This is a genomic window from Azonexus hydrophilus DSM 23864, from assembly GCF_000429605.1.
Lineage (GTDB): Bacteria > Pseudomonadota > Gammaproteobacteria > Burkholderiales > Rhodocyclaceae > Azonexus > Azonexus hydrophilus.
On sequence record NZ_AUCE01000016.1, the window covers coordinates 81,479 to 100,268 of the forward strand.

General features: G+C 63.6%; 15 protein-coding genes. 5 read left to right on the plus strand and 10 right to left on the minus strand.

Annotation, left to right across the window (positions count from 1 at the left end; all coding sequences use genetic code 11):
* Positions 1 to 105: 105 nt before the first annotated feature.
* The 3 genes from mnmC to lysS are packed head-to-tail and all read right to left on the minus strand — an operon-like array spanning position 106 to position 4,036.
* A complete protein-coding gene (mnmC, locus tag G471_RS0108695) occupies positions 106 to 2,025 on the minus strand; it encodes a bifunctional tRNA (5-methylaminomethyl-2-thiouridine)(34)-methyltransferase MnmC2/FAD-dependent 5-carboxymethylaminomethyl-2-thiouridine(34) oxidoreductase MnmC1 (RefSeq protein ID WP_028995017.1) in 1,920 nt (639 codons plus the stop codon).
* Positions 2,025 to 2,543 (minus strand): hypothetical protein, encoded by a 519-nt coding sequence (locus G471_RS0108700; protein ID WP_028995018.1) that lies wholly within the window; start codon positions 2,541 to 2,543, stop codon positions 2,025 to 2,027. The genes mnmC and G471_RS0108700 overlap by 1 nt, the downstream gene beginning before the upstream one ends.
* Complete coding sequence (lysS, locus tag G471_RS0108705; RefSeq protein ID WP_028995019.1) at positions 2,543 to 4,036, minus strand: lysine--tRNA ligase; 1,494 nt, start codon at positions 4,034 to 4,036, stop codon at positions 2,543 to 2,545. The genes G471_RS0108700 and lysS overlap by 1 nt, the downstream gene beginning before the upstream one ends.
* A 127-nt stretch (positions 4,037 to 4,163) precedes the next feature.
* Between lysS and G471_RS0108710 the strand changes: the two genes are divergently transcribed.
* Complete coding sequence (locus G471_RS0108710; RefSeq protein ID WP_028995020.1) at positions 4,164 to 5,102, plus strand: nucleoside recognition domain-containing protein; 939 nt, start codon at positions 4,164 to 4,166, stop codon at positions 5,100 to 5,102.
* Here G471_RS0108710 and G471_RS0108715 read toward each other — a convergent pair whose 3' ends face one another.
* Together G471_RS0108715 and prfB are read right to left on the minus strand one after the other, a co-directional pair.
* Entirely contained in the window at positions 5,103 to 5,429 is a 327-nt protein-coding gene (locus G471_RS0108715; protein WP_028995021.1) for a cupin domain-containing protein, read from the minus strand. It abuts the gene before it with no gap.
* A protein-coding gene (gene prfB, locus G471_RS0108720; RefSeq protein WP_157272470.1) for a peptide chain release factor 2 occupies positions 5,426 to 6,530 on the minus strand; the annotation gives its coding sequence in 2 pieces (ribosomal slippage) (positions 5,426 to 6,448 and positions 6,450 to 6,530; 1,104 coding nt in all). The genes G471_RS0108715 and prfB overlap by 4 nt, the downstream gene beginning before the upstream one ends.
* Positions 6,531 to 6,800: 270 nt before the next feature.
* Here prfB and G471_RS17145 point away from each other — a divergent pair.
* From G471_RS17145 to G471_RS0108740, 3 genes are all read left to right on the plus strand, one after another.
* Positions 6,801 to 7,991, plus strand: a complete 1,191-nt coding sequence (locus G471_RS17145) for a methyl-accepting chemotaxis protein (protein ID WP_081700175.1) — start codon at positions 6,801 to 6,803, stop codon at positions 7,989 to 7,991.
* Positions 7,992 to 7,998: 7 nt separating this feature from the next.
* Positions 7,999 to 8,889 (plus strand): nitrate- and nitrite sensing domain-containing protein, encoded by an 891-nt coding sequence (locus G471_RS17150; RefSeq protein ID WP_051295383.1) that lies wholly within the window; start codon positions 7,999 to 8,001, stop codon positions 8,887 to 8,889.
* Positions 8,890 to 9,033: 144 nt separating this feature from the next.
* Positions 9,034 to 11,166, plus strand: coding sequence for a sensor domain-containing protein (locus G471_RS0108740; protein WP_245580535.1), 2,133 nt, complete (start codon positions 9,034 to 9,036; stop codon positions 11,164 to 11,166).
* 71 nt (positions 11,167 to 11,237) lie between these two features.
* Here G471_RS0108740 and G471_RS0108745 read toward each other — a convergent pair whose 3' ends face one another.
* The 5 genes from G471_RS0108745 to G471_RS17155 form a co-directional block, all read right to left on the minus strand.
* Positions 11,238 to 12,221 carry an alpha/beta hydrolase gene (locus G471_RS0108745; RefSeq protein ID WP_028995024.1) on the minus strand — a complete coding sequence of 328 codons (984 nt, stop codon included), beginning with the start codon at positions 12,219 to 12,221 and terminating at the stop codon, positions 11,238 to 11,240.
* A gap of 128 nt (positions 12,222 to 12,349) precedes the next feature.
* The gene (locus G471_RS0108750; RefSeq protein WP_028995025.1) at positions 12,350 to 12,583 is read right to left on the minus strand and encodes a hypothetical protein; all 234 of its coding nucleotides are present in this window, start codon (positions 12,581 to 12,583) and stop codon (positions 12,350 to 12,352) included.
* A gap of 109 nt (positions 12,584 to 12,692) precedes the next feature.
* The gene (locus G471_RS0108755; RefSeq protein WP_028995026.1) at positions 12,693 to 13,241 is read right to left on the minus strand and encodes a cold shock domain-containing protein; all 549 of its coding nucleotides are present in this window, start codon (positions 13,239 to 13,241) and stop codon (positions 12,693 to 12,695) included.
* 102 nt (positions 13,242 to 13,343) lie between these two features.
* Positions 13,344 to 15,032, minus strand: coding sequence for a single-stranded-DNA-specific exonuclease RecJ (recJ, locus tag G471_RS0108760; protein WP_028995027.1), 1,689 nt, complete (start codon positions 15,030 to 15,032; stop codon positions 13,344 to 13,346).
* Complete coding sequence (locus G471_RS17155; RefSeq protein ID WP_051295384.1) at positions 15,029 to 16,066, minus strand: hypothetical protein; 1,038 nt, start codon at positions 16,064 to 16,066, stop codon at positions 15,029 to 15,031. Before G471_RS17155 ends, recJ begins: the two co-directional genes overlap by 4 nt.
* 124 nt (positions 16,067 to 16,190) lie before the next feature.
* Here G471_RS17155 and G471_RS18325 point away from each other — a divergent pair, with 124 nt between their 5' ends.
* Positions 16,191 to 18,677 (plus strand): hybrid sensor histidine kinase/response regulator, encoded by a 2,487-nt coding sequence (locus G471_RS18325; protein ID WP_051295385.1) that lies wholly within the window; start codon positions 16,191 to 16,193, stop codon positions 18,675 to 18,677.
* The last annotated feature ends 113 nt before the right edge of the window (positions 18,678 to 18,790 follow it).

The following is an 18,790-nucleotide window of genomic DNA, read 5'->3' on the forward strand; positions in this document are numbered from 1 at the left end:
GTGTGTCTCTCTTGCTTTTGTGGTCAAAGGAAAAAGTCTACAGGAGCCTGCGCAGATTAACCATGACCGGCGGATTCTGCCAATCACTTCTGCAGCTAAGCTTATTCACGTGCGGTCGTCGAAGGCATCGTCGTCTTGCGGCCGGGCGCGCGATTTGAGCAGGAAGCGGCCGGGATCGACGGCATCGACGAGGTCGATTTCCAGTGGCAGCGGGTCGCCTTCCAGGCGGCTCACCAGCAGGTCGGCCATCAACGCCGACCAGACGATGCCGCGCGCGCCGAAGCCCTGCACGCACCACAGACCGGGGTGGCGCGGCAGCGCCGGCAGGCGCGGCTGGCCCTGGATCGTGGCCGGGTCGGGGAAGGCGCCGACGATCGGCAGGCGGTCCGGCGACATCGGCCGGAAGCCGGTACGGCCGGCCAGCGGCGCCGGGTCTTCTGGGCCGAGGTAGCCGGGCAGGCTCAGGCGCAGCCGGGCCAGGTTCTCGGCGTGATCGTCGGCGCGTACGGAAGGATCGGGATCGTTCGGCTGCAGCGTGGCGCCGGTCAGGCGGATGCCGTCGACCTCGGGCATCGCATAGCCGTGGCGACAGACAACGTGCGCCAGCGTGCGCGCGGGGTCGGGCGGCAGGTGGGTGACCTGGCCGCGCGCGCTTTTCTGCGGCAGCCAGGCGAATTCGACGAATGCCGGGGCGCCGACGCCGGCGGCCATGACCACCACCGGCGCGCTGGCGATCTCGCTGCCGTCGGCGGCGAGCAGGCGCCAGCCGGTTTGGGTACTTTCCAGGCGGTCGACCGTGACCCCGTAGTGTTCGCGGATGCGCCCGGGAAAAGCCGCCAGCGCGGCGCGGCAGACCGAGGCCGGATTGACCCAGCCACCCTGCGGGAACCACCAGCCGCCAGCCTCGACCGGCAGGCCGAGCATTTCGCCGGCGCGCTCGCGGTCGACGAACTGCAGCAGTTCGGCGGGCAGTTGCAGGCGGTCGACGACACGCTGCTGGGTCGCCTCGTGCAGCGGCTCGCGGCCGAGGTGGAGGACACCGCAGGGTGACCAGCGGGCATCGGGCAGCGATTGCAACAGGGCGCGGGTGGCCAGGTAGCCGGCGCGGGTCAGGCGCGACAGACGGTTGTCGTCGGCGCTGGGCAAGGGGCGCAGCACGCCGGCGACGTTGCACGAGGCGCCGGTGGCCGGTGTCGGCGCACGCTCGATGATGTCGATCTGCCAGCCGGCGCCGGCCAGGGCGCTGGCCGCCGTGCAGCCGGCGATGCCGGCACCGATGACGACGGCGCGGCGGTCGGCCGGCGGTGTGTGGCGATCGGGCCGGCGCGAACGGAAGCGGCCGTGCAGCATCTGTCGCTTGCCGGCGAAACCGGGGCGTTTTTCCAGGTCGAACTCGGCTGCTTCCAGTGCTGCCCGGACGTGGCCGGCAACCGACCAGGTGGCCAGCGTGGCGCCCGGTGCTGCGAGGCGCGACAGCGCGCGGCACAGTTCCGGCGTCCATAGCTCGGGGTTCCTGGCCGGCGAGAAGCCGTCGAGGAAAAAGGCGTCGACCGAGGCGTCGAGCTGGCGCAACTGCGTCGTCGCGTCGCCGAAGAACAGCGTCAGGATGACCTGCCGGTCGTCGAGGAAAAGACGATGCACGCCCGGCGTCAGCAGCGGCCAGCGGGCCTGCAGTTGCGCCGCCAGTTCGGCGAACTCCGGCCAGGCGCGCTGGGCGATGGCGAGGTCGGCGGCGGAAAAGGGGTGCTTTTCGAAGGAGACGAAATGCAGTCGCCGGCAGCGTTGCGGGTCGACACGCCAGGCCTGCCAGGCGGCGAGGAAGTTCAGGCCGAGGCCGAAGCCGGTTTCGAGGATGACGAAGCGGTCGCGCCCCTGCCAGCGCTGCGGCAGTTCGTTGCCGCCGAGGAAAACGTGGCGGGCCTGCGCCGGGCCGCCGTGGGCCGAGTGATAGACGTCGCCGTAGGCGCTCGAGTACGGTGTTCCGTCGTCGGCGAATTCGAGCCGGGCGGGGCGCAGCGGTTCCACTAGTGGAGCAGGCCGGGTTTCTGGTCTTCGGCCGGCAGGGTCGGTGATTCGGCCGCGGCGCTCGGCGCGTAATCGAGCGCCAGCGCCCAGCCGGACTGCTCGGCCGATTTGCGCAGCATGGCGCACAGCGCCTGCATCAGTTCGCCGTTGAGATTCAGCGTGAAGCTGCGCTCGCGGCCTTCGCGGAAGATCAGTCGGGCGACACCATCGCCGGCGGCGGTCAGCGTCGCTTCGCTGGCCAGCAGCGGCGTCGAGCCGAGCGGAAAGCTGGGATTGTCTTCCTTGAACGGCTGGTCAAAGCTCGACTGCGGCGCGGCGGACGCCGCCGGTTTTTCGGCCACTGCCTGCGGCCGCGCCGCCAGATGCCCGGCGAGCATGGTCACCAGATGCGGCCACAATTCGCGCAGGTAACGCCGGGTGATCCATACCCGGAACTCCTCGTTGGCCTGTGTCGCAACGCGCAGGGTCAGCCGATCCTGAACCGCGTCACAAGCCACCTGGAGCTGACGGATTTGCATTATTCCGGGCGCATCGAGGGGAAGAGTATGACGTCACGGATGGCGGGGGAGTCGGTCAACAGCATGATCAAGCGATCAATCCCGATGCCACAACCGCCGGTCGGGGGCAGACCGTATTCCAGCGCGCGGATGTAGTCGGCGTCGTAATACATTGCCTCTTCGTCACCGGCATCCTTGGCCTTCATCTGCTCCTGGAAGCGGGCAGCCTGGTCTTCGGCGTCGTTCAACTCCGAGAAGCCGTTGGCAATTTCGCGGCCGACGATGAACAGCTCGAAGCGTTCGGTGATCTCCGGGTTGCTGTCGGAGGCACGGGCCAGCGGGCTGACTTCGACCGGGTAGTCGATGATGAAGGTCGGTTCCCAGCACTGGGCTTCGGCGCAGGCTTCGAACAGCTGCAGTTGCAGGCTGCCGAGGCCACCCGGCTTGACCTTCTCGCCGAAGGCGACGATCTTGGCCTTGAGGAACTCGGCGTCGGCCAGTTGCGCGTCGGTAAACGACGGCTGCTCACGCTGAATCGCCTGGGTGATGGTCAGGCGGTGGAAGGGCTTGGACAGGTCCAGCTCACGGCCCTGGTACTGGAACACTTCCTTGCCCAGCGCTTCGCGTGCGGCGTGGCGGATCAGGCCTTCGGTGAAGTCCATCAGCGTGTGGTAGTTCGCGTACGCCTCGTAGAACTCCATCATCGTGAATTCGGGGTTGTGGCGGGGCGAGAGGCCTTCGTTGCGGAAGTTGCGGTTAACTTCAAACACCTTCTCGAAGCCGCCGACGACCAGCCGCTTCAGGTACAGTTCCGGCGCGATGCGCAGGAACTGCTGCATGTCGAGCGCGTTGTGGTGGGTGATGAAGGGCTTGGCCGCAGCGCCGCCGGGGATCGGGTGCATCATCGGCGTTTCGACTTCCATGAAGCCGTGGCCGCACATGTAGTTGCGGATCGACTGGACGATGGCCGAACGGGCGCGGAAGGTGAAGCGCGTTTCCTCGTTCATGATCAGGTCGACGTAGCGCTGGCGGTACTTCATTTCCTGGTCGGCCAGGCCGTGGAACTTGTCCGGCAGCGGGCGCAGCGACTTGGTCAGCAGGCGGATCTGGCTGGCCTGGATGGTCAGTTCGCCGGTCTTGGTCTTCATCAGCGTGCCGACGACACCAAGGATGTCGCCGAGGTCCCAGCCCTTGAACGCGGCGTAGACGTCCTCGCCGACCTTGTCGCGGGCGACATAGACCTGGATGCGGCCGGAGACGTCCTGCAGCGTGGCGAACGAGGCCTTGCCCATGACCCGCTTCAACATCATGCGGCCGGCGACCTTGACCTCGACCGGCAGGCCTTCGAGTTCTTCCGCCGATTTCTCTCCGTAGCCGTCGTGCAGCTTCTGCGCGGTGTTCTCGCGCTGGAAGTCGTTCGGGAAGGCGACCCCGCCTTGGCGCAGCTCGGCCAGCTTGGCGCGGCGCTCGGCGATGATGTGGTTCTCGTCTTGTTGCTGTTCGGCGTTGGACATCGGGGAATCCTTGGGTAAATCGGGGTTTGGCGCTGACTGGCGCGGAAAGGGGAGATTTTCGCCGATTCGGGGGGGCGGAACAAGGGAAAGGGGGCAATTCTTCCCGCCGATGCCATAATCCGGCCCCATGGAAATCCTGATTGAAATACTCCTCAAGGCCGGCCGTTCGGCGGTCGAGCTTTCGCTGTTCATCCTGCTGCCGGTGATGGTGGTGATGCTGTCGCTGATGCGCCTGCTCGAAGCGCGCGGCGCGCTCGACTGGGTGGTGGCCAAACTGGCGCCGGTGCTGAAGCCCTTCGGCCTGACCGGGCTGGGCGTGTTCGCGGCCTTGCAGATCAACTTCGTCAGCTTTGCCGCGCCGATGGCGACGCTGACCATGATGGATCAGCGCGGGGCGTCGGACCGCCACATCGCGGCAACGCTGGCGATGGTCTTCGCGATGTCGCAGGCCAACGCGGCGCTGCCGATGATGACCATGGGCCTCGACATCGGCCTGACCCTGCTGTGGTCGCTGCTCGGCGGCCTGACCGCGGCGGCGGCGACCTATTACCTGTTCGGACGTTCGCTGTCGGCGGCCGAGGGCGTGGTCGACGAACACCTTTCGCATCCGGTGGCCGAGAGCGCCAAGGGCGTGCTCGACGTGATCAACCGCGCCGGCGCCGAGGCCTTCAAGCTGGCGGTCGGGGCGATCCCGATGCTGGTGCTGTCGCTGGTGGTGGTCACCGCTTTGCGCACTTTGGGCGCGATCGACCTGCTGACGACCTTGCTGGCGCCGCTGCTTGATGCGCTGGCGATCGACCGGGCGCTGGTGCTGCCGGCGCTGACCAAGTACCTGGCCGGCGGCACGGCGATGATGGGGGTGATGGACGAAATGCGCCGCGCCGGTCAGGTCAGCGTCGAACTGCTCAACAGCAGCGCCGGTTTCCTGATCTCGCCCTTCGACCTGCCCGGCGTTGCCGTGCTGATCGCGGCCGGGCCGCGTGTCGCCAAGGTATGGAAACCGGCGGCGCTCGGTGCCTGCATCGGCATCGCGCTGCGCACCGTCGGCCACATCGTCTTTGCCTGATCAGGCAGCGTAGAAGACGGCCAGCCAGACGGTGACCTGATCGGGCGCCGTCCAGTCGACGCGGTGCTGGCGGTGCGGGGCAATGTCGATGAAATCGCCGGCGCGCAGCTGGCGGGCGTCGGCTTCGTCGGCGAAGCGCAGTTTCGCTTCGCCCTGCAGCAGCACCACCCATTCGCCTTCGTCCTGGTCGTACCAGAAATCCGGCGGGCTGGCCTGCCCGGTGGAAACGATGCGCTCGATGCGCAGTCCCGGGCGCTGCAGAATGCTCGCGAATTGCTCGTCGGCCAGCGCGGCCGACGGCAATCCGGCGAACAGGTTGGGCGTCACACGCCCTGTTTCAGGCTGGCCTCGATGAAGTCGTCGAGGTCGCCGTCGAGCACGGCCTGGGTGTTGCCGGTCTCGAAGTTGGTGCGCAGATCCTTGATCCGGCTCTGGTCGAGCACGTAGGAACGGATCTGGTGGCCCCAGCCGATGTCGGACTTGGCATCCTCCAGCTTCTGCTGCTCGGCCTGCTGCTTGCGCAGTTCGAACTCGTAGAGGCGGGCGCGCAGCATCTGCCAGGCTTCGTCGCGGTTGCGGTGCTGCGAACGGTCGTTCTGGCACTGCACGACGATGCCGGTCGGGACGTGGGTCAGACGCACGGCGGAGTCGGTCTTGTTGATGTGCTGACCGCCGGCGCCGGAAGCGCGGTAGGTGTCGGTACGCACGTCGGCCGGGTTGATCTCGATTTCGATCGAGTCATCGACTTCCGGGAACACGAACACCGAGGTGAAGCTGGTGTGGCGGCGGGCGTTGGAGTCGAACGGCGACTTGCGGACCAGGCGGTGGATGCCGGTTTCGGTGCGCAGCGTGCCGTAGGCGTGGTCGCCGGTGAACTTGACGGTGGCGCTCTTGATGCCGGCGACGTCGCCTTCCGACTCTTCCATGACCTCGACGGAAAAGCCCTTCTTTTCACCGAACTTCAGGTACATGCGCAGCAGCATCGACGCCCAGTCCTGGGCTTCGGTACCGCCGGCACCGGCCTGGATTTCCAGGAAGCAGGGCATCGGGTCGGACGGGTTGTTGAACATCCGGCGGAATTCGAGCTTGCCGACCTTTTCCTCGATCCCGGCATTGTCGGCTTCGACTGAGAGCAGCGTGTCGTCGTCGCCTTCTTCCTTGCCCATGGCAAAGAGTTCACGGCCGTCGTTGATCGCGCCATCAACGTCTTCGAGGACGAGAACGATGTCTTCCAGGGCCTTCTTCTCACGACCGAGTTCCTGGGCACGCTTGGGGTCGTCCCAGATCTTCGGGTCTTCCATCTCCTGGTTGAGGAGGGTCAGACGCTCACGTTTGTGATCGTAGTCAAAGATACCTCCGTAGCTCGTCGGCGCGCTGCGCCAGGTCGTCGAGCTTGTTGGAGATGCTGTTCAGCCGTTCTGCTTCCATGAGACAAATTCCAATGCTTTGAAAAGACGCAATTATAGCTGCCGGGCACGGCGATGCCGACCGGATTGTGCATTGTCGGGGAGGGCACCATGCCGGTGCGTGCTTTGCGGCGATGCGCATCTGCGATGCCCCGATTTTGGGATTTTTGCTGTATCAGCGAATGGTGTTTTTATTTATCTCGTTGATTCCAATAGTGATGATTTTTGGATTCCGGTTGGCAAGGCTCTTGCATATTGCACTGCACAACAGTCAATCAATGACGAGGGCCCCATGACAGAGAGCGATGTGCCTGTTTCACGACCTTTGCTGGTCAATTTACGTAGTCCCCAGCTTGCCTGCTGGTTGCTGGCGGTCACCGCCGGCGCCGCCATCGCGCTGGGATTTGCCGGTGGCTGGCCGGCTTACCTCGGCTGGCTGGGTGGTGGCGTGTTGCTGCTGTCGGCCTGGTTGTCGCTGCGTCTGGTCCGTGGCCTGGAGCAGGGGCTGGTGCAGATCGACCGCTTCGCGCTGGAGTTGGCCGGCGGCAAGCTGGTGGCCCGTCTTGACGGCCGCGATTGCGGCGTTCTGGCGCCGCTGGCCGAGCGCCTGAACGGCATGGCCCGCTCGCTGGCCGGGCTGTTCCTGGTTTTCGCCCGGATGGCGCAGGAGATTTCCAGCGTCGCCAGCGAGAGCAAGCAGAACGCCAGCGGCGGCGATGCCGGTGTGCGCCGGCAGCGCGACATCACTTTTTCCTCGTCGGCCACGCTGGAGCAATTGACCGTCAGTCTCGGCGTCACCAGCGACAGTGCGCAGGGCGCCGCCGGCGTCGCCGAAGCATCGCGGCAGATGGCGCTGGCCGGCGCCAGTCGGGTCGGCAGCCTGTCCGACAGCCTGTCCGGCCTGGCCGCGACGGTGGAGCGCACGGCGGCCGGCGCGGCACGACTCGGCGAGCGCTCGCGCGAAATCGATACCATCGTTGGACTGATTTCCGATATTGCCACCCAGACCAATCTGCTGGCGCTCAATGCCGCCATCGAGGCGGCGCGCGCCGGCGAGCAGGGGCGCGGTTTTGCGGTTGTCGCCGACGAGGTGCGCAAGCTGGCTGAACGGACCAGCGTTGCCACCCGCGAGATCGGCGAGCGTATCGAGGGCGTCCGGCACGAAGTTGACGGGATGATCGCCGCCATGGCGCAGACCCGCGACGAGGCGACGAACAGCCTGACCGATGCCGGCGAGGCGGTTGGCGAATTGCGCCGGGTCGAGGAAAACGCCCAGCGCACGCTGGAACTGATCCGCGACATCGCGGCCGCCAGCCGCGAACAGAGCGAGGCCGGGCAGAACATCGCCCGCGACATCGAGCAGGTGGCGCAACTGGCCGATGCCAACGAGCATCTGGTCAGCGAGAACAGCGAGCTGTCGCGTTACCTGAGCGAGCTGGCCGGGCAGTTGAACGGCGCCCTGAACCAATATCAATACGAGTGAGGCAACCATGGATTGGGTCATTTATTCGCTCCTGGGCGCAGCCGTGCTGATCGCGCTGCTGACGCTGGTGCAACATCACCGGCACAGCCGGCGCGACGCCGGCCAGTCGCTCGAACTCAACCTCGACGCCTGCCGGACCTTGCTGGCACTGACGGCGCATTTCCAGCAGCACCGCGGCATGAGCTCGGCCTGGTTGGCCGGTGACAAGGGATTCGGCAGCAAGCTGGAGAACAAGTCCCGGGAAATCGAGGGCCTGTTCCTGGCACTGCGGCCGCTGGCCGACAGCGAGTCCGGCAAACCCCATTCCTGTCTGACGGCCAACGAGCTCAGCCTGTTCCGGCATCGCTGGGGCGGTTTGCGCGAACGCCTGGGGCAGTTGTCGGTCGAGCAGAGCATCGTCGAGCACAGCCAGTTGATCGAACAGTTGCTGCGCTGGCTGGCCGCCCTTGGCGAAGCCCGCCTTGAGCCGCTGGTTGCCGGACGCGGTGAACGCAACCTGGTACGCAATTACGCGATCCGCCTGCCGGCGCTGACCGAATGCCTGGGCCAGGCGCGCGCCGTCGGCCTCAGCGTGACCACGCGTGGCCACTGCTCGGCGGTTGCCCGGGTGCGGCTGCTGTTCCTGATTGCCCGGGCCGAATCCATCCTCAAGCAGGCCGGCGAGGGCGGGGCGATGAACCGCCAGGCCGAGCATGCCGTCCAGCACATGGTGCGCTTGCTGCGTCAGCGGGTGCTCGGGGCCGGTGGGGTGGCGGTTGGCGCCCAGGAATACTTCGACGACGCAACGCGCGCAGTCGATGCGGTATTCGCGTGGATTGCCGACAACGGCCGGGTGTTGTCCGATGCCGGAATTGGTGCATCGGTCGGGCGCCCGGGGGGCAGTTATGCGCTTTCCTGAATCATTTGCACCGTGCTGGTGCGTCACTGTTCGGAAGCTGGCGAATTATTATGTTTTTCCCGGAAATACTGCGAAAAGTGCTTGAATTTGAGCAGGCAAGATTTTTGCTTATGATTCATCGTACTGACTCAATGTATCTGCATCGTGAACGATATTGCACCACCCAACGGTTTTCTTCCTGTCCTGCGCAAGCGTCGTGAATCTGCCTGGAATGGCATCGACACTGATCGCGTGCTGCAGGTGCTTGTGCACAACCTGGATGGGATGGTCTTTCGCTGTGCCATTGACGAGCAGTGGACGATGCATTTCGTCAGCGATGGCAGTCGCGAGCTGACCGGATACTGCCCGGACGAACTCGAATACAACAAGGTCACGTCGCTGGAGGTGATCACCTATCCGGAAGACCGGGCCGTGGTCCGCCGGGCGATTTCGACGGCGATGGCCGGCAGCGGCCGTTACCGTGTCCAGTACCGGATCGTGCATCGGCGCGGTGCGGTCAAATGGGTGCTTGAACGCGGTGCCGTGGTGCTCGACGAGAAAGGGCAGCGGGTACTCGAAGGCTTCATCGAGGATGTCACCGAACAGGTCGAGAGCCAGCGTCAACTGGCCGATGCCGAGCTGCGCTACCGCAGCATTTTCGAGGATTCGGTGGTCGGCATGTTCCAGACCTCGATCGACGGTCATTACCTCGCCGCCAACCGGGCCTTGGCCGGACTCTACGGTTACGAGACGCCGGACGCACTGATCGCCGGCCTGTCCGACATCGCCGGCCGACTCTACGTCGAGGCCGGGCGTCGTGAGGAATTCAAGACCCTGATCCGCGAGCACGGGCGGGTGACCGATTTCGAATCCGAGGTCTATCGCCGCGACGGCAGCCGCATCTGGATTTCCGAACATGCCCACGTGGTGTACAGCCCGGAAGGCGAGGCGCTGTATTACGAAGGGACGGTCGAAGATGTGACCGCCCAGCACAATTACCGCCAACAACTCGAATACCAGGCGACGCACGATCCGCTGACCGGGCTGCCCAACCGCAATCTGCTCCAGGACCGACTGCAGCAATTGCTCAACCTGGCCCAGCGTCGGGGGACCAAGGGCTCGCTGGCCTTCGTCGATCTCGACAACTTCAAACTGATCAACGACAGCCTGGGGCACGGCGCCGGCGACAAACTGCTGGTCGAAGTGGCCCGCCGACTCAGGTCCTGCCTGCGCGATACCGACACCGTCGCCCGTTACGGTGGCGACGAATTCGTGCTCATCCTCGGCGACGATGGCGGCCTCAGCGACACCTTGCACATCCTGCGCCGGGTTCGCAACGCGATTGGCGAACCGGTCATGCTCGATGGCCAGGAAGTCCGCGTCGATTGCAGCATCGGCGTCAGCGTCTTTCCCGATGACGGCGCCGAGCTCGGCGTCCTGCTCCGCCATGCGGACGCGGCCATGCACCATGCCAAGAAACTGGGCAAAGGGCAGTTCCAGTTCTACACCGAATCGCTGAATGCCGAGGCGCGTGATCGCCTGGCGCTCGACTCGGCGCTGCGTCGGGCAGTCGAGCAGGAAGAGTTGCACGTCGTCTATCAACCTAAGGTCGATGCGCGAGGCCGTCCCTTCGGTTTCGAGGCCCTGGTCCGCTGGGAGAGCGCCGAATTCGGCAGCGTGTCGCCGGTGCGCTTCATTCCGCTGGCCGAAGAGAATGGGCTGATCGGACAACTGACGGTTTTCGTGCTGCGCACCGCCTGCCGGGAAGCGGCCAGGTGGCGGGCTGCCGGCCACGGGCATCTGCGCGTGGCGGTCAATATTTCGCCCAGCCTGTTTCGCGAAAAGGATCTGGCCGCGCTGGTCCGCGCTGTTCTCGCCGAAGCCGGCCTGCCGCCGGAAAACCTCGAACTCGAGATCACCGAGGGCGTGCTGATGGGCGACGTCCAGCGCACGCTGGCCGTGCTCAATGAACTGAAAGCGATGGGCGTCTACATCGCGGTCGACGACTTCGGCACGGGTTATTCCTCGCTCGCCTACCTCAAGCGTTTCCCGATCGACATTCTCAAGGTCGACCGCTCCTTCGTGCTCGAATGCGATCAGGGCAATGGCGGACTGGCGATTACCCGCGCCATCGTTTCACTGGCGCACAGCCTGAACCTGCGGGTAGTCGCCGAAGGGGTTGAACAGCAGACTCAGCTTGCCGTGCTCAATGCGCTCGGTTGTCAGGAATTCCAGGGTTATTACTTTGCCCGGCCGATGCCGGTCGAGCAAATCGCCGCCTATCTGGCCGGTGGTTGAAAAAATGCCGGACCCCGCGATCAGCGTCGGGAATCCGGCAAAGGCCGGCACCGCGGTGTGCCGGCGGGGGTTCAGGCCTTGTTCAGACTGAGGATGCTCGATTTTCGGTATTCCTCGTTCGGGAAGACGCGACCGCTCACCAGGGTCTCGAAAATGTGCTCGAAGACAATGCCGGGTTGGCCCTTCTTGAGGCCGGAACGGAAGTAGGAATGCCCTTTGGGCGGATCGTAAAGTGTATTGACGTCATCGCAATCGACGGCGTAGACGTTCTTCGGCGTCAGCTCCATGTTTTCCGGTCCGGAGTGGCCAAGTCGGCGTGAAGCCTCGCCGTTCTTCAGGTTGGAGACCTTGCTGGCGCGCAGCGCCAGGTCGTCGGAGGCGTAATAAACGATGACGTTGCGCGAGGCATGGCTGATCAGTTCGCCTGCCTCACCCTTGTGCAGCGATTCGTTGAGAATGTCGGCGGCGACCATGAAGGTGTTGCGGAAGAGCAGCGGTAAACCCTGCGGCTGGTCGTAGTGTTTCCAGTTGGAGAGCGTCTGGCGCAGTACCCGGTTGCCCATCGAATGCGCCAGCAGGTTGATCCGCTTCAGGCAGGGATCGTCTTCCGGGTTGTATTCGACCGAGTTGCGCCATTCCATGAAGCGCTGCATCACCCGGGCGAAGGTGAAGGCACTCTGGTCGGCAGCCTTCTGGTCGTCCCAGTAGTCCTTGATGATGCCGAGGTCGGCGTCGCATGGCCAGACCAGCGGCAGCACCAGGACTTCACCAGACTTCTTCTTGTCGCACAGCTTCTGCAATTCCTCGGTCGCTGCGAAAACATCTTCCGGCAGATTGGAGAAACCGTGGATGTATACCAGCACCTGCCGGACTTTCGCCGCTTTCAACGACTTCAGCAGGTTCATGCTGCCGATTTCCTCGTATTTCCCCTTCTTGTGTCGGGTGCAGCAGAAGAAGCTGCGGCTCGACGAATTGTTCTGCAGGTCGAACACGAAATCCTTGTTCAGCGCGGGTTCCGTGTTAACCGTCGGCATGCGGCTGGTGATGAACAGCATCGGCTTTCTCCCGTGAGTATTTGCGTAGCGCCTCCGCAGGCGATTGTCATCAAGCTTAGTAGCTGAATGGAATATGTCAATCGGTTTGTTTGGGCGTCGCGGGCGACGGCGTGCTGCCGGAAATTGGGTCAGGTTTCGGCGATCTGGCGTAGTCGCCAGTTATGTTCCGCGGCGCGCCGGGAGATTTCGCGGTTGAGCGCTGTCTGTTGCTGGCCGAAGGCGTCGCGTTCGCCATGATTGCGGCTGGCGGCTTCAATGCTGCGCAAGCAGCGCCAGCGATAGCCTTGGCGGGTCCGGAACAGTCGCATCTCTTCCTTGGGGTGATGCACACGGCAGCAATAGCAAAACAGCATCTCTGTCATTACAACCTCGCGGGAAAGGTGTCGTTGCCAGATCAGCTTGCCAATGGCGTGTTACGGCAGGATGAAGGCTGTGCTTCCCGCTCGAGACGTCTGCTGTGACGGCTGAGGGTTAGCAGGGGCCGGCTTCGCAAGGCCAGCCATCGCCATCCCCGTCCATTTTTACGTCCGGGCAGTGACGCAGAAAATATTTCGCTTCGGCGCACGACGTCATCTGGGAACAGTGCTGGCGCCCGTCGCATCGAAAGCTTGGCGAGGCTGGTCCGGGCGTTGCTATCTGGGGCGCCGGCGGTGCGAGGATACGGTCGCGCTGGATGAACGCGGTGTAGCTGTAGTAGCCGAGACCGGCAATCAGCAACGCCGGTAACAGCCGTCCGAGCCAGCCTGTTCCGCGCCGTTCTTCAGCGCGCCGGGGTGGCTGCGCGCCTTGCGCTGCTTTTCCGACCGTTGTCCGATCGTGACAAAGCAGCCGTTTCGCCTGCTTCTTGCCGTCGGCGCTGGTTTCGATTTCGAAGCTCAGGCGTTCGCCGATGCGCGGACGGATGCCGTCGCGCGGGAAGGCGGAGACGTGAACGAATATTTCCGGACCGCCGTTGTTCGGCGCGATGAAGCCGAATCCGCGGTCGTCATTCCATTGTTTGAGCGTGCCTTCGATGCGCATGATGTTTTCGCTGGTTCAGTACGGCCGATTATGTCGATCGGTTTCCCGTCATGCAATTGTTTTTCCCGATCCGCCGGAAACAGGGGGGGGCAGGTGGTCGGCTTACTCCAGGTACTCGATCATCAACTGCGGATTCTCGACGCCCATGTATTCATTGACCGACAGCCGATAGGCAGCGCGGGTGTTGTGGCCGGGCTGGGTCGAGAAATTGAACTGGATCGCCTCGATCCGGCTGTTGCCCTTGCGCAGCCGCAGTTTCAGGTGCTTTTCCTTGAGCACGCGCTGTTGTTCGACTTCGAATTCGTCGACGAACAGCGGCGCCGGGAAGCCCTGGCCCCAGATTTCGTTTTCCAGGAGCTTGGCGGTTTCCAGGCTGATGTAGCCGCCTTCGAGTGGGCCGTCGGTTTCCAGCGTGCGGGTGAGGTCGGACGGGGCGAGGAGTTCGCCGGCGACTTCGGCGAACATGGCCTGGAAGCGTTCGAAATCGCCGGCCCGGAGGGTCGCGCCGGCGGCCATCGCGTGGCCGCCGAAGCGGACGAGCAGGCCGGGGGCGCGCTTGGCGACGAGGTCGAGCGCGTCACGCAGATGCAGGCCGGGGATTGAGCGGCCGGAACCCTTGACGATATCGCCTTCGCCCTGGGCAAAGGCGAACACTGGCCGGTGCAGCTTGTCCTTGATGCGCGAGGCGAGGATGCCGACGACGCCTTCGTGCCATCCCGGGTCGAACAGGGCGACGCCGGGTGCGGCGGCATCGACGTCCATCGACTCAAGCAGGGCGAGCGCCTGTTCCTGCATGCCGGCCTCGATTTCGCGGCGTTCGCGGTTGAAGTTGTCGAGTTCCTGGGCGATGTTGAGCGCCCGCGCCGGGTCGTCGGTGAGCAGGCATTCGACGCCCAGACGCATGTCGGCGAGGCGGCCGGCGGCGTTCAGGCGCGGCCCGATCAGGAAGCCGAGGTCGAAGGCGGTGGCTTTGCGCGGATCGCGCCCGGCCGCCTTGAACAGCGCCGCGATGCCCGGCTGCAGCCGGCCGGCGCGCATGCGCTTGAGGCCCTGGCTGACCAGGATGCGATTGTTGCGGTCGAGTTTGACGACGTCGGCGACGGTGCCCAGCGCCACGAGGTCGAGCAGGTCGGCGAAGTTCGGTTCCGGGCGCTCGGCGAAAAAGCCGCGCTCGCGCAATTCGGCGCGTAGTGCCAGCATTACGTAGAACATCACGCCGACACCGGCGATGCATTTCGACGGGAAGTCGCAGCCGGGCTGGTTGGGATTGACGATGCAGTCGGCGTCGGGGAGCGATTCGCCGGGCAGGTGATGGTCGGTGATCAGCGTGGCGATGCCGTGCTGCTGGGCGCGGGCGACGCCTTCGAGGCTGGCGATGCCGTTGTCGACGGTGATGATCAGGTCCGGCGATTGCTGCGCAGCGACATCGACGATCTCCGGCGACAGCCCGTAGCCGAGCTTGAAGCGGTCGGGCAGCAGGAAATCGACGTCGGCACCGAGCGCTTTCAAGGCGCGCATGCCGACGGCGGTGGCGGTGGCGCCGTCGCAGTCGTAGTCGCCGATGATCAGCATTTTTGCCTCGGCCTCGATGGCGTCGGCGAGCAGGCTGGCGGCGTCGCCGGCGTGGGTCAGCGCGGTGGGCGGCAGCAGGGATTTCAGCTCGTAATCGAGTTCGGCCTTGTCGGTAACGCCGCGCGCGGCGTAGAGCCGGGCGAGCAGGGGATGCAGGCCCTGTTGTTCGAGTTGCCAGACGGTACGCTGGGGCGCGCTGCGGGTGACGATGCGGGTCAAGACGGTCTTCCTTCCGGCGCTGTGGCGGCCAGCGCGTTGGCAATGGCGGCCGGCGAGCGGCCCTTCTTCCAGAATTTCCAGCGCTCGCCGCCGGTGATTGTCCACTGCAGCCGGCCGTAGATGGTCGGGGCGACGATGTCGAGCTGGTGCACGGTCTTGCCCTGTTGCGCGCGCAGCGGGGCGAACCAGTGGCTGTCCAGATCGGTAAACGCCTGCCGCCAGCCTTCCGGGTTTTCGTAGAGGATGGTCGGCAGCAATTGATCAAGCACGACCAGCGGCGCCTGCACCTTGGCGGCGAGCACTTCACCCAGATTTTCCGGTCGGCCATGCACGGCCAAGCAGGCAGCGCGGCCCAGGCCGACGGCCAGCGTATCATCGGCGAACAGCGCATCGAAGGCTGCCGCCGGCTGCCCGGCAGTCCCCGCACCCCACAACCACAGGCTGTTGATCGCCGGCTTGCCGGCGCCGGCCCGCGCCGCGTTGACCGGGTGTAAATGCAGGAACATCTGCACTTCGTTCAGCCAGCGGTGCAGCGGCGAAGTCTTGTCGCTCAGGTCGCTGTCCATGCGCCGCCCGGCGACGGCGGAAAGCGGCGCAGCGACATGCTCGGCCGGCTGATGCAGACGCAGATACCAGCGCCGCGCCGTCGCCGCATGAAACACGCCGATGTCGGCGAACTCGGCATTCAGCGCTGCCACCAGCGCCTGCGCCTCAGTCTCGTCCACATCGAAAGCCCCGGCATCGGCAAGCACGATGCGCTCGTGATGAAAACGCAGATGCACCGGATCGGCGCACAGCCAGTGCCCATCTTCGGCGACCGCACCCGCTTCGCCCAAGCGCCGGAACGCCGCCGGTCCACCAGCCGGCACACCGAACAGCTCGACCAACGATTGTTCGAGCGAAACCGGCGCCGAACGCCGGAACACCGCATGCCCGTCCAACCACTCGAAACCCGGCGCCGGCAACTTGTCCAGCGTCAACGGGTCGCCCGGTTCGGGCCAGATCAATTCGGGAACAAGCAGGGTCAGGCGCACGGTACAGCACTCATCGGGGGAAGGCGCGAGTTTATCACTGCGGCGGGGGGCGCTTGCGGTGGGTGTTGATCAGTGGTTGATAAACCACTGGACGATGTCTTGCGCCCCATAGTAGTGTTTCTTCATGCTCAAGCAGCTCCTCAACCTCTTAAATCGCGTCCCGGTAACGCTCGTCTTGCTCGGCATGACCTTGGCGACCTTCGTGTTTTATGTTGCCGCCGAGAAACGTATCGATGCCGCCAACGAACAGCGACATGCCTCGCTGCTATTGGCGGAAGAATTGCGCCAGTCATCCGACGACCTGACACGTATGGTGCGAACCTACGCTGTAACGGGCAACCCGATCTACAAGCGGCATTTCCAAGAAATCCTCGATATCCGCGACGGTAAAAAACCACGTCCGGTCAATTATCAGTACGTCTATTGGGATCTGGTCGGTCCCAGCGACCAAAGACCTCGCCCATTTGCCGAGGCAATCCCTTTGATGGCACTGATGCAGCAGGCCGGGTTCGCCGAGCCGGAATTCGCCAAACTGGCCGAGGCCAAGAGTGATTCGGATGAACTGGCAAAGATCGAGCTCGCCGCCATGGCATTGCTGGAAAAAATGCAGCCGCCGGCACCAGACGATCAACAACGCACCGTCGAGATGCTGCACGACGCCCGCTACCATGAAGCCAAGCTGGGTATCATGAGATCAATCGGAGAAGCCATTGTGCTCTCTGACCAGCGCACGCTCGCTGCTGTCAATGCAGCTGAAAAAAGAGCTTTCCAACTGCGTGTTGTATTCGTCTTGCTTGCCGTATCGTTGGCATGGCAACTGTGGCGTCTGCGGAGGCGTGAAACAGAGCGCACGATAGAACTCAGGGTTGCGCATGATGACGTCAAAAAACATATTGACGAATTGTTATCAAGCCGAACCCGCTTACAAACGAGTCAGGAGAGCCTGTCTCATATCATTCGCTCGCCAGAGCTGAGTGCCAGTCTGGATGACGCCTTTGCCTTTGTATTGGAAAAGATAGCCGGCACCCTCGATATTGCCAGAGTCAGCATCTGGCAACTGAGCGAAGACCTTCAAACAATTCACTGCCGTGATCTTTGGGGGGCAACAGGCCAAAAACATACATCAGGGTTTGCCTTGTCGAGAGCCGATTACCCCGCCTACTTCAAGCACATCGAGAGGGACGAGCCAATTGTTGCCAATGACGCACACACCCATGCTGGCACCTGCGAGTTTTCCGCTGACTATCTGATACCGCTCGGCATCAACTCAATGCTTGATGTGCCAATTCACGTCAACGATAAACTTTGGGGCGTCATGTGTCTCGAACACATTGGCAAGGCTAAGGTATGGGAACCGGAAGATATTGCCTTTATCACCAGCGCGGCCGCGCTGGTAGCGCTGGCCATTGAAAAGAGCCGCCGTCGCCAGACTGAAGACAATCTTCGGATTGCCAAAGAAGCCGCGGAGGCCGCCAACATTTCAAAGAGTACCTTCCTGGCCAACATGAGCCACGAAATCCGCACCCCGCTCAATGCCATCACCGGCATGGCACACATCCTTCGCCGTAGTGGCTTGGCCCCGTTGCAGATAGATAAAATCAACAAGATCGAAAGCGCCGGCAAGCATCTGCTTGAGGTCATCAACGAGGTACTCGACCTGTCCAAGATCGAAGCAGGCAAGTTCGTCCTGGAAGACCTCCCGGTCCATGTTGAGGCCCTGCTCGTCAATGTTGACTCGATGCTCGGCCAGAAAGCCCGCGACAAGGGCCTGCGCTTCAACATCGAAACGAGTTCCTTGCCTCAGTTTCACGGTGACCCCACTCGACTGCAACAAGCCCTGCTCAACTATGCCGCTAATGCCATCAAGTTCACGGAGCGGGGTCATGTCACCCTGCGAGTAACGCAAGAAGCCGAAACCAACGACACCGCCACGCTGCGTTTCGAAGTTGAAGATACGGGTATCGGCATTAGTCCCGAAGCACAGTCCAGACTCTTCACGGCCTTCGAGCAGGCCGACAATTCGACTACTCGCCAATACGGCGGCACCGGACTTGGGCTGGCTATTACCAAGAAAATCGCCGAAGTGATGGGGGGCGGTGCGGGTGTCACCAGCACGCCCGGCCAGGGCAGCATCTTCTGGTTCACCGCTGTTCTCCAGAAAACGCCCACAACAACTGCACAAGCCACCCATACCGGCAACGAAACCGCCGAGCAAATCCTGCTGCGTGACCATGCTGGCAAGAGCATCCTGTTGGTGGAAGATGAGCCGATCAACCGGGAAATTGCCCAAATGCTGCTGGAGGATGTGGGCCTCGCCGTCGATATGGCGGAGAACGGCCAGCAAGCCGTCGAGAAAGCCTGTTCAGGCGATTACGACGCTATCCTGATGGACATGCAGATGCCGGTGTTGGATGGACTGGATGCAACCCGGCAGATACGGCAATTGTCCGGCTGCGAGACGACGCCCATTCTGGCGATGACGGCCAATGCCTTTGCCGAAGACAAGGAAAGGTGCTTTAACGCAGGCATGAATGACTTTCTTTCCAAGCCGGTTAAGCCAGAAATTCTCTACGCGATGCTGCTCAAATGGTTTGAGCAGCATCGGGGCTGAACGGTTGGTTTGTAGCTGTTTGACCTTCGGTGGAGCGAATGACAGCAACGAGGGGAAGGGGTGGCGGAAGGTGGCGGGGTAGATATTCACTTTCAGCGATACCGGATATCCCC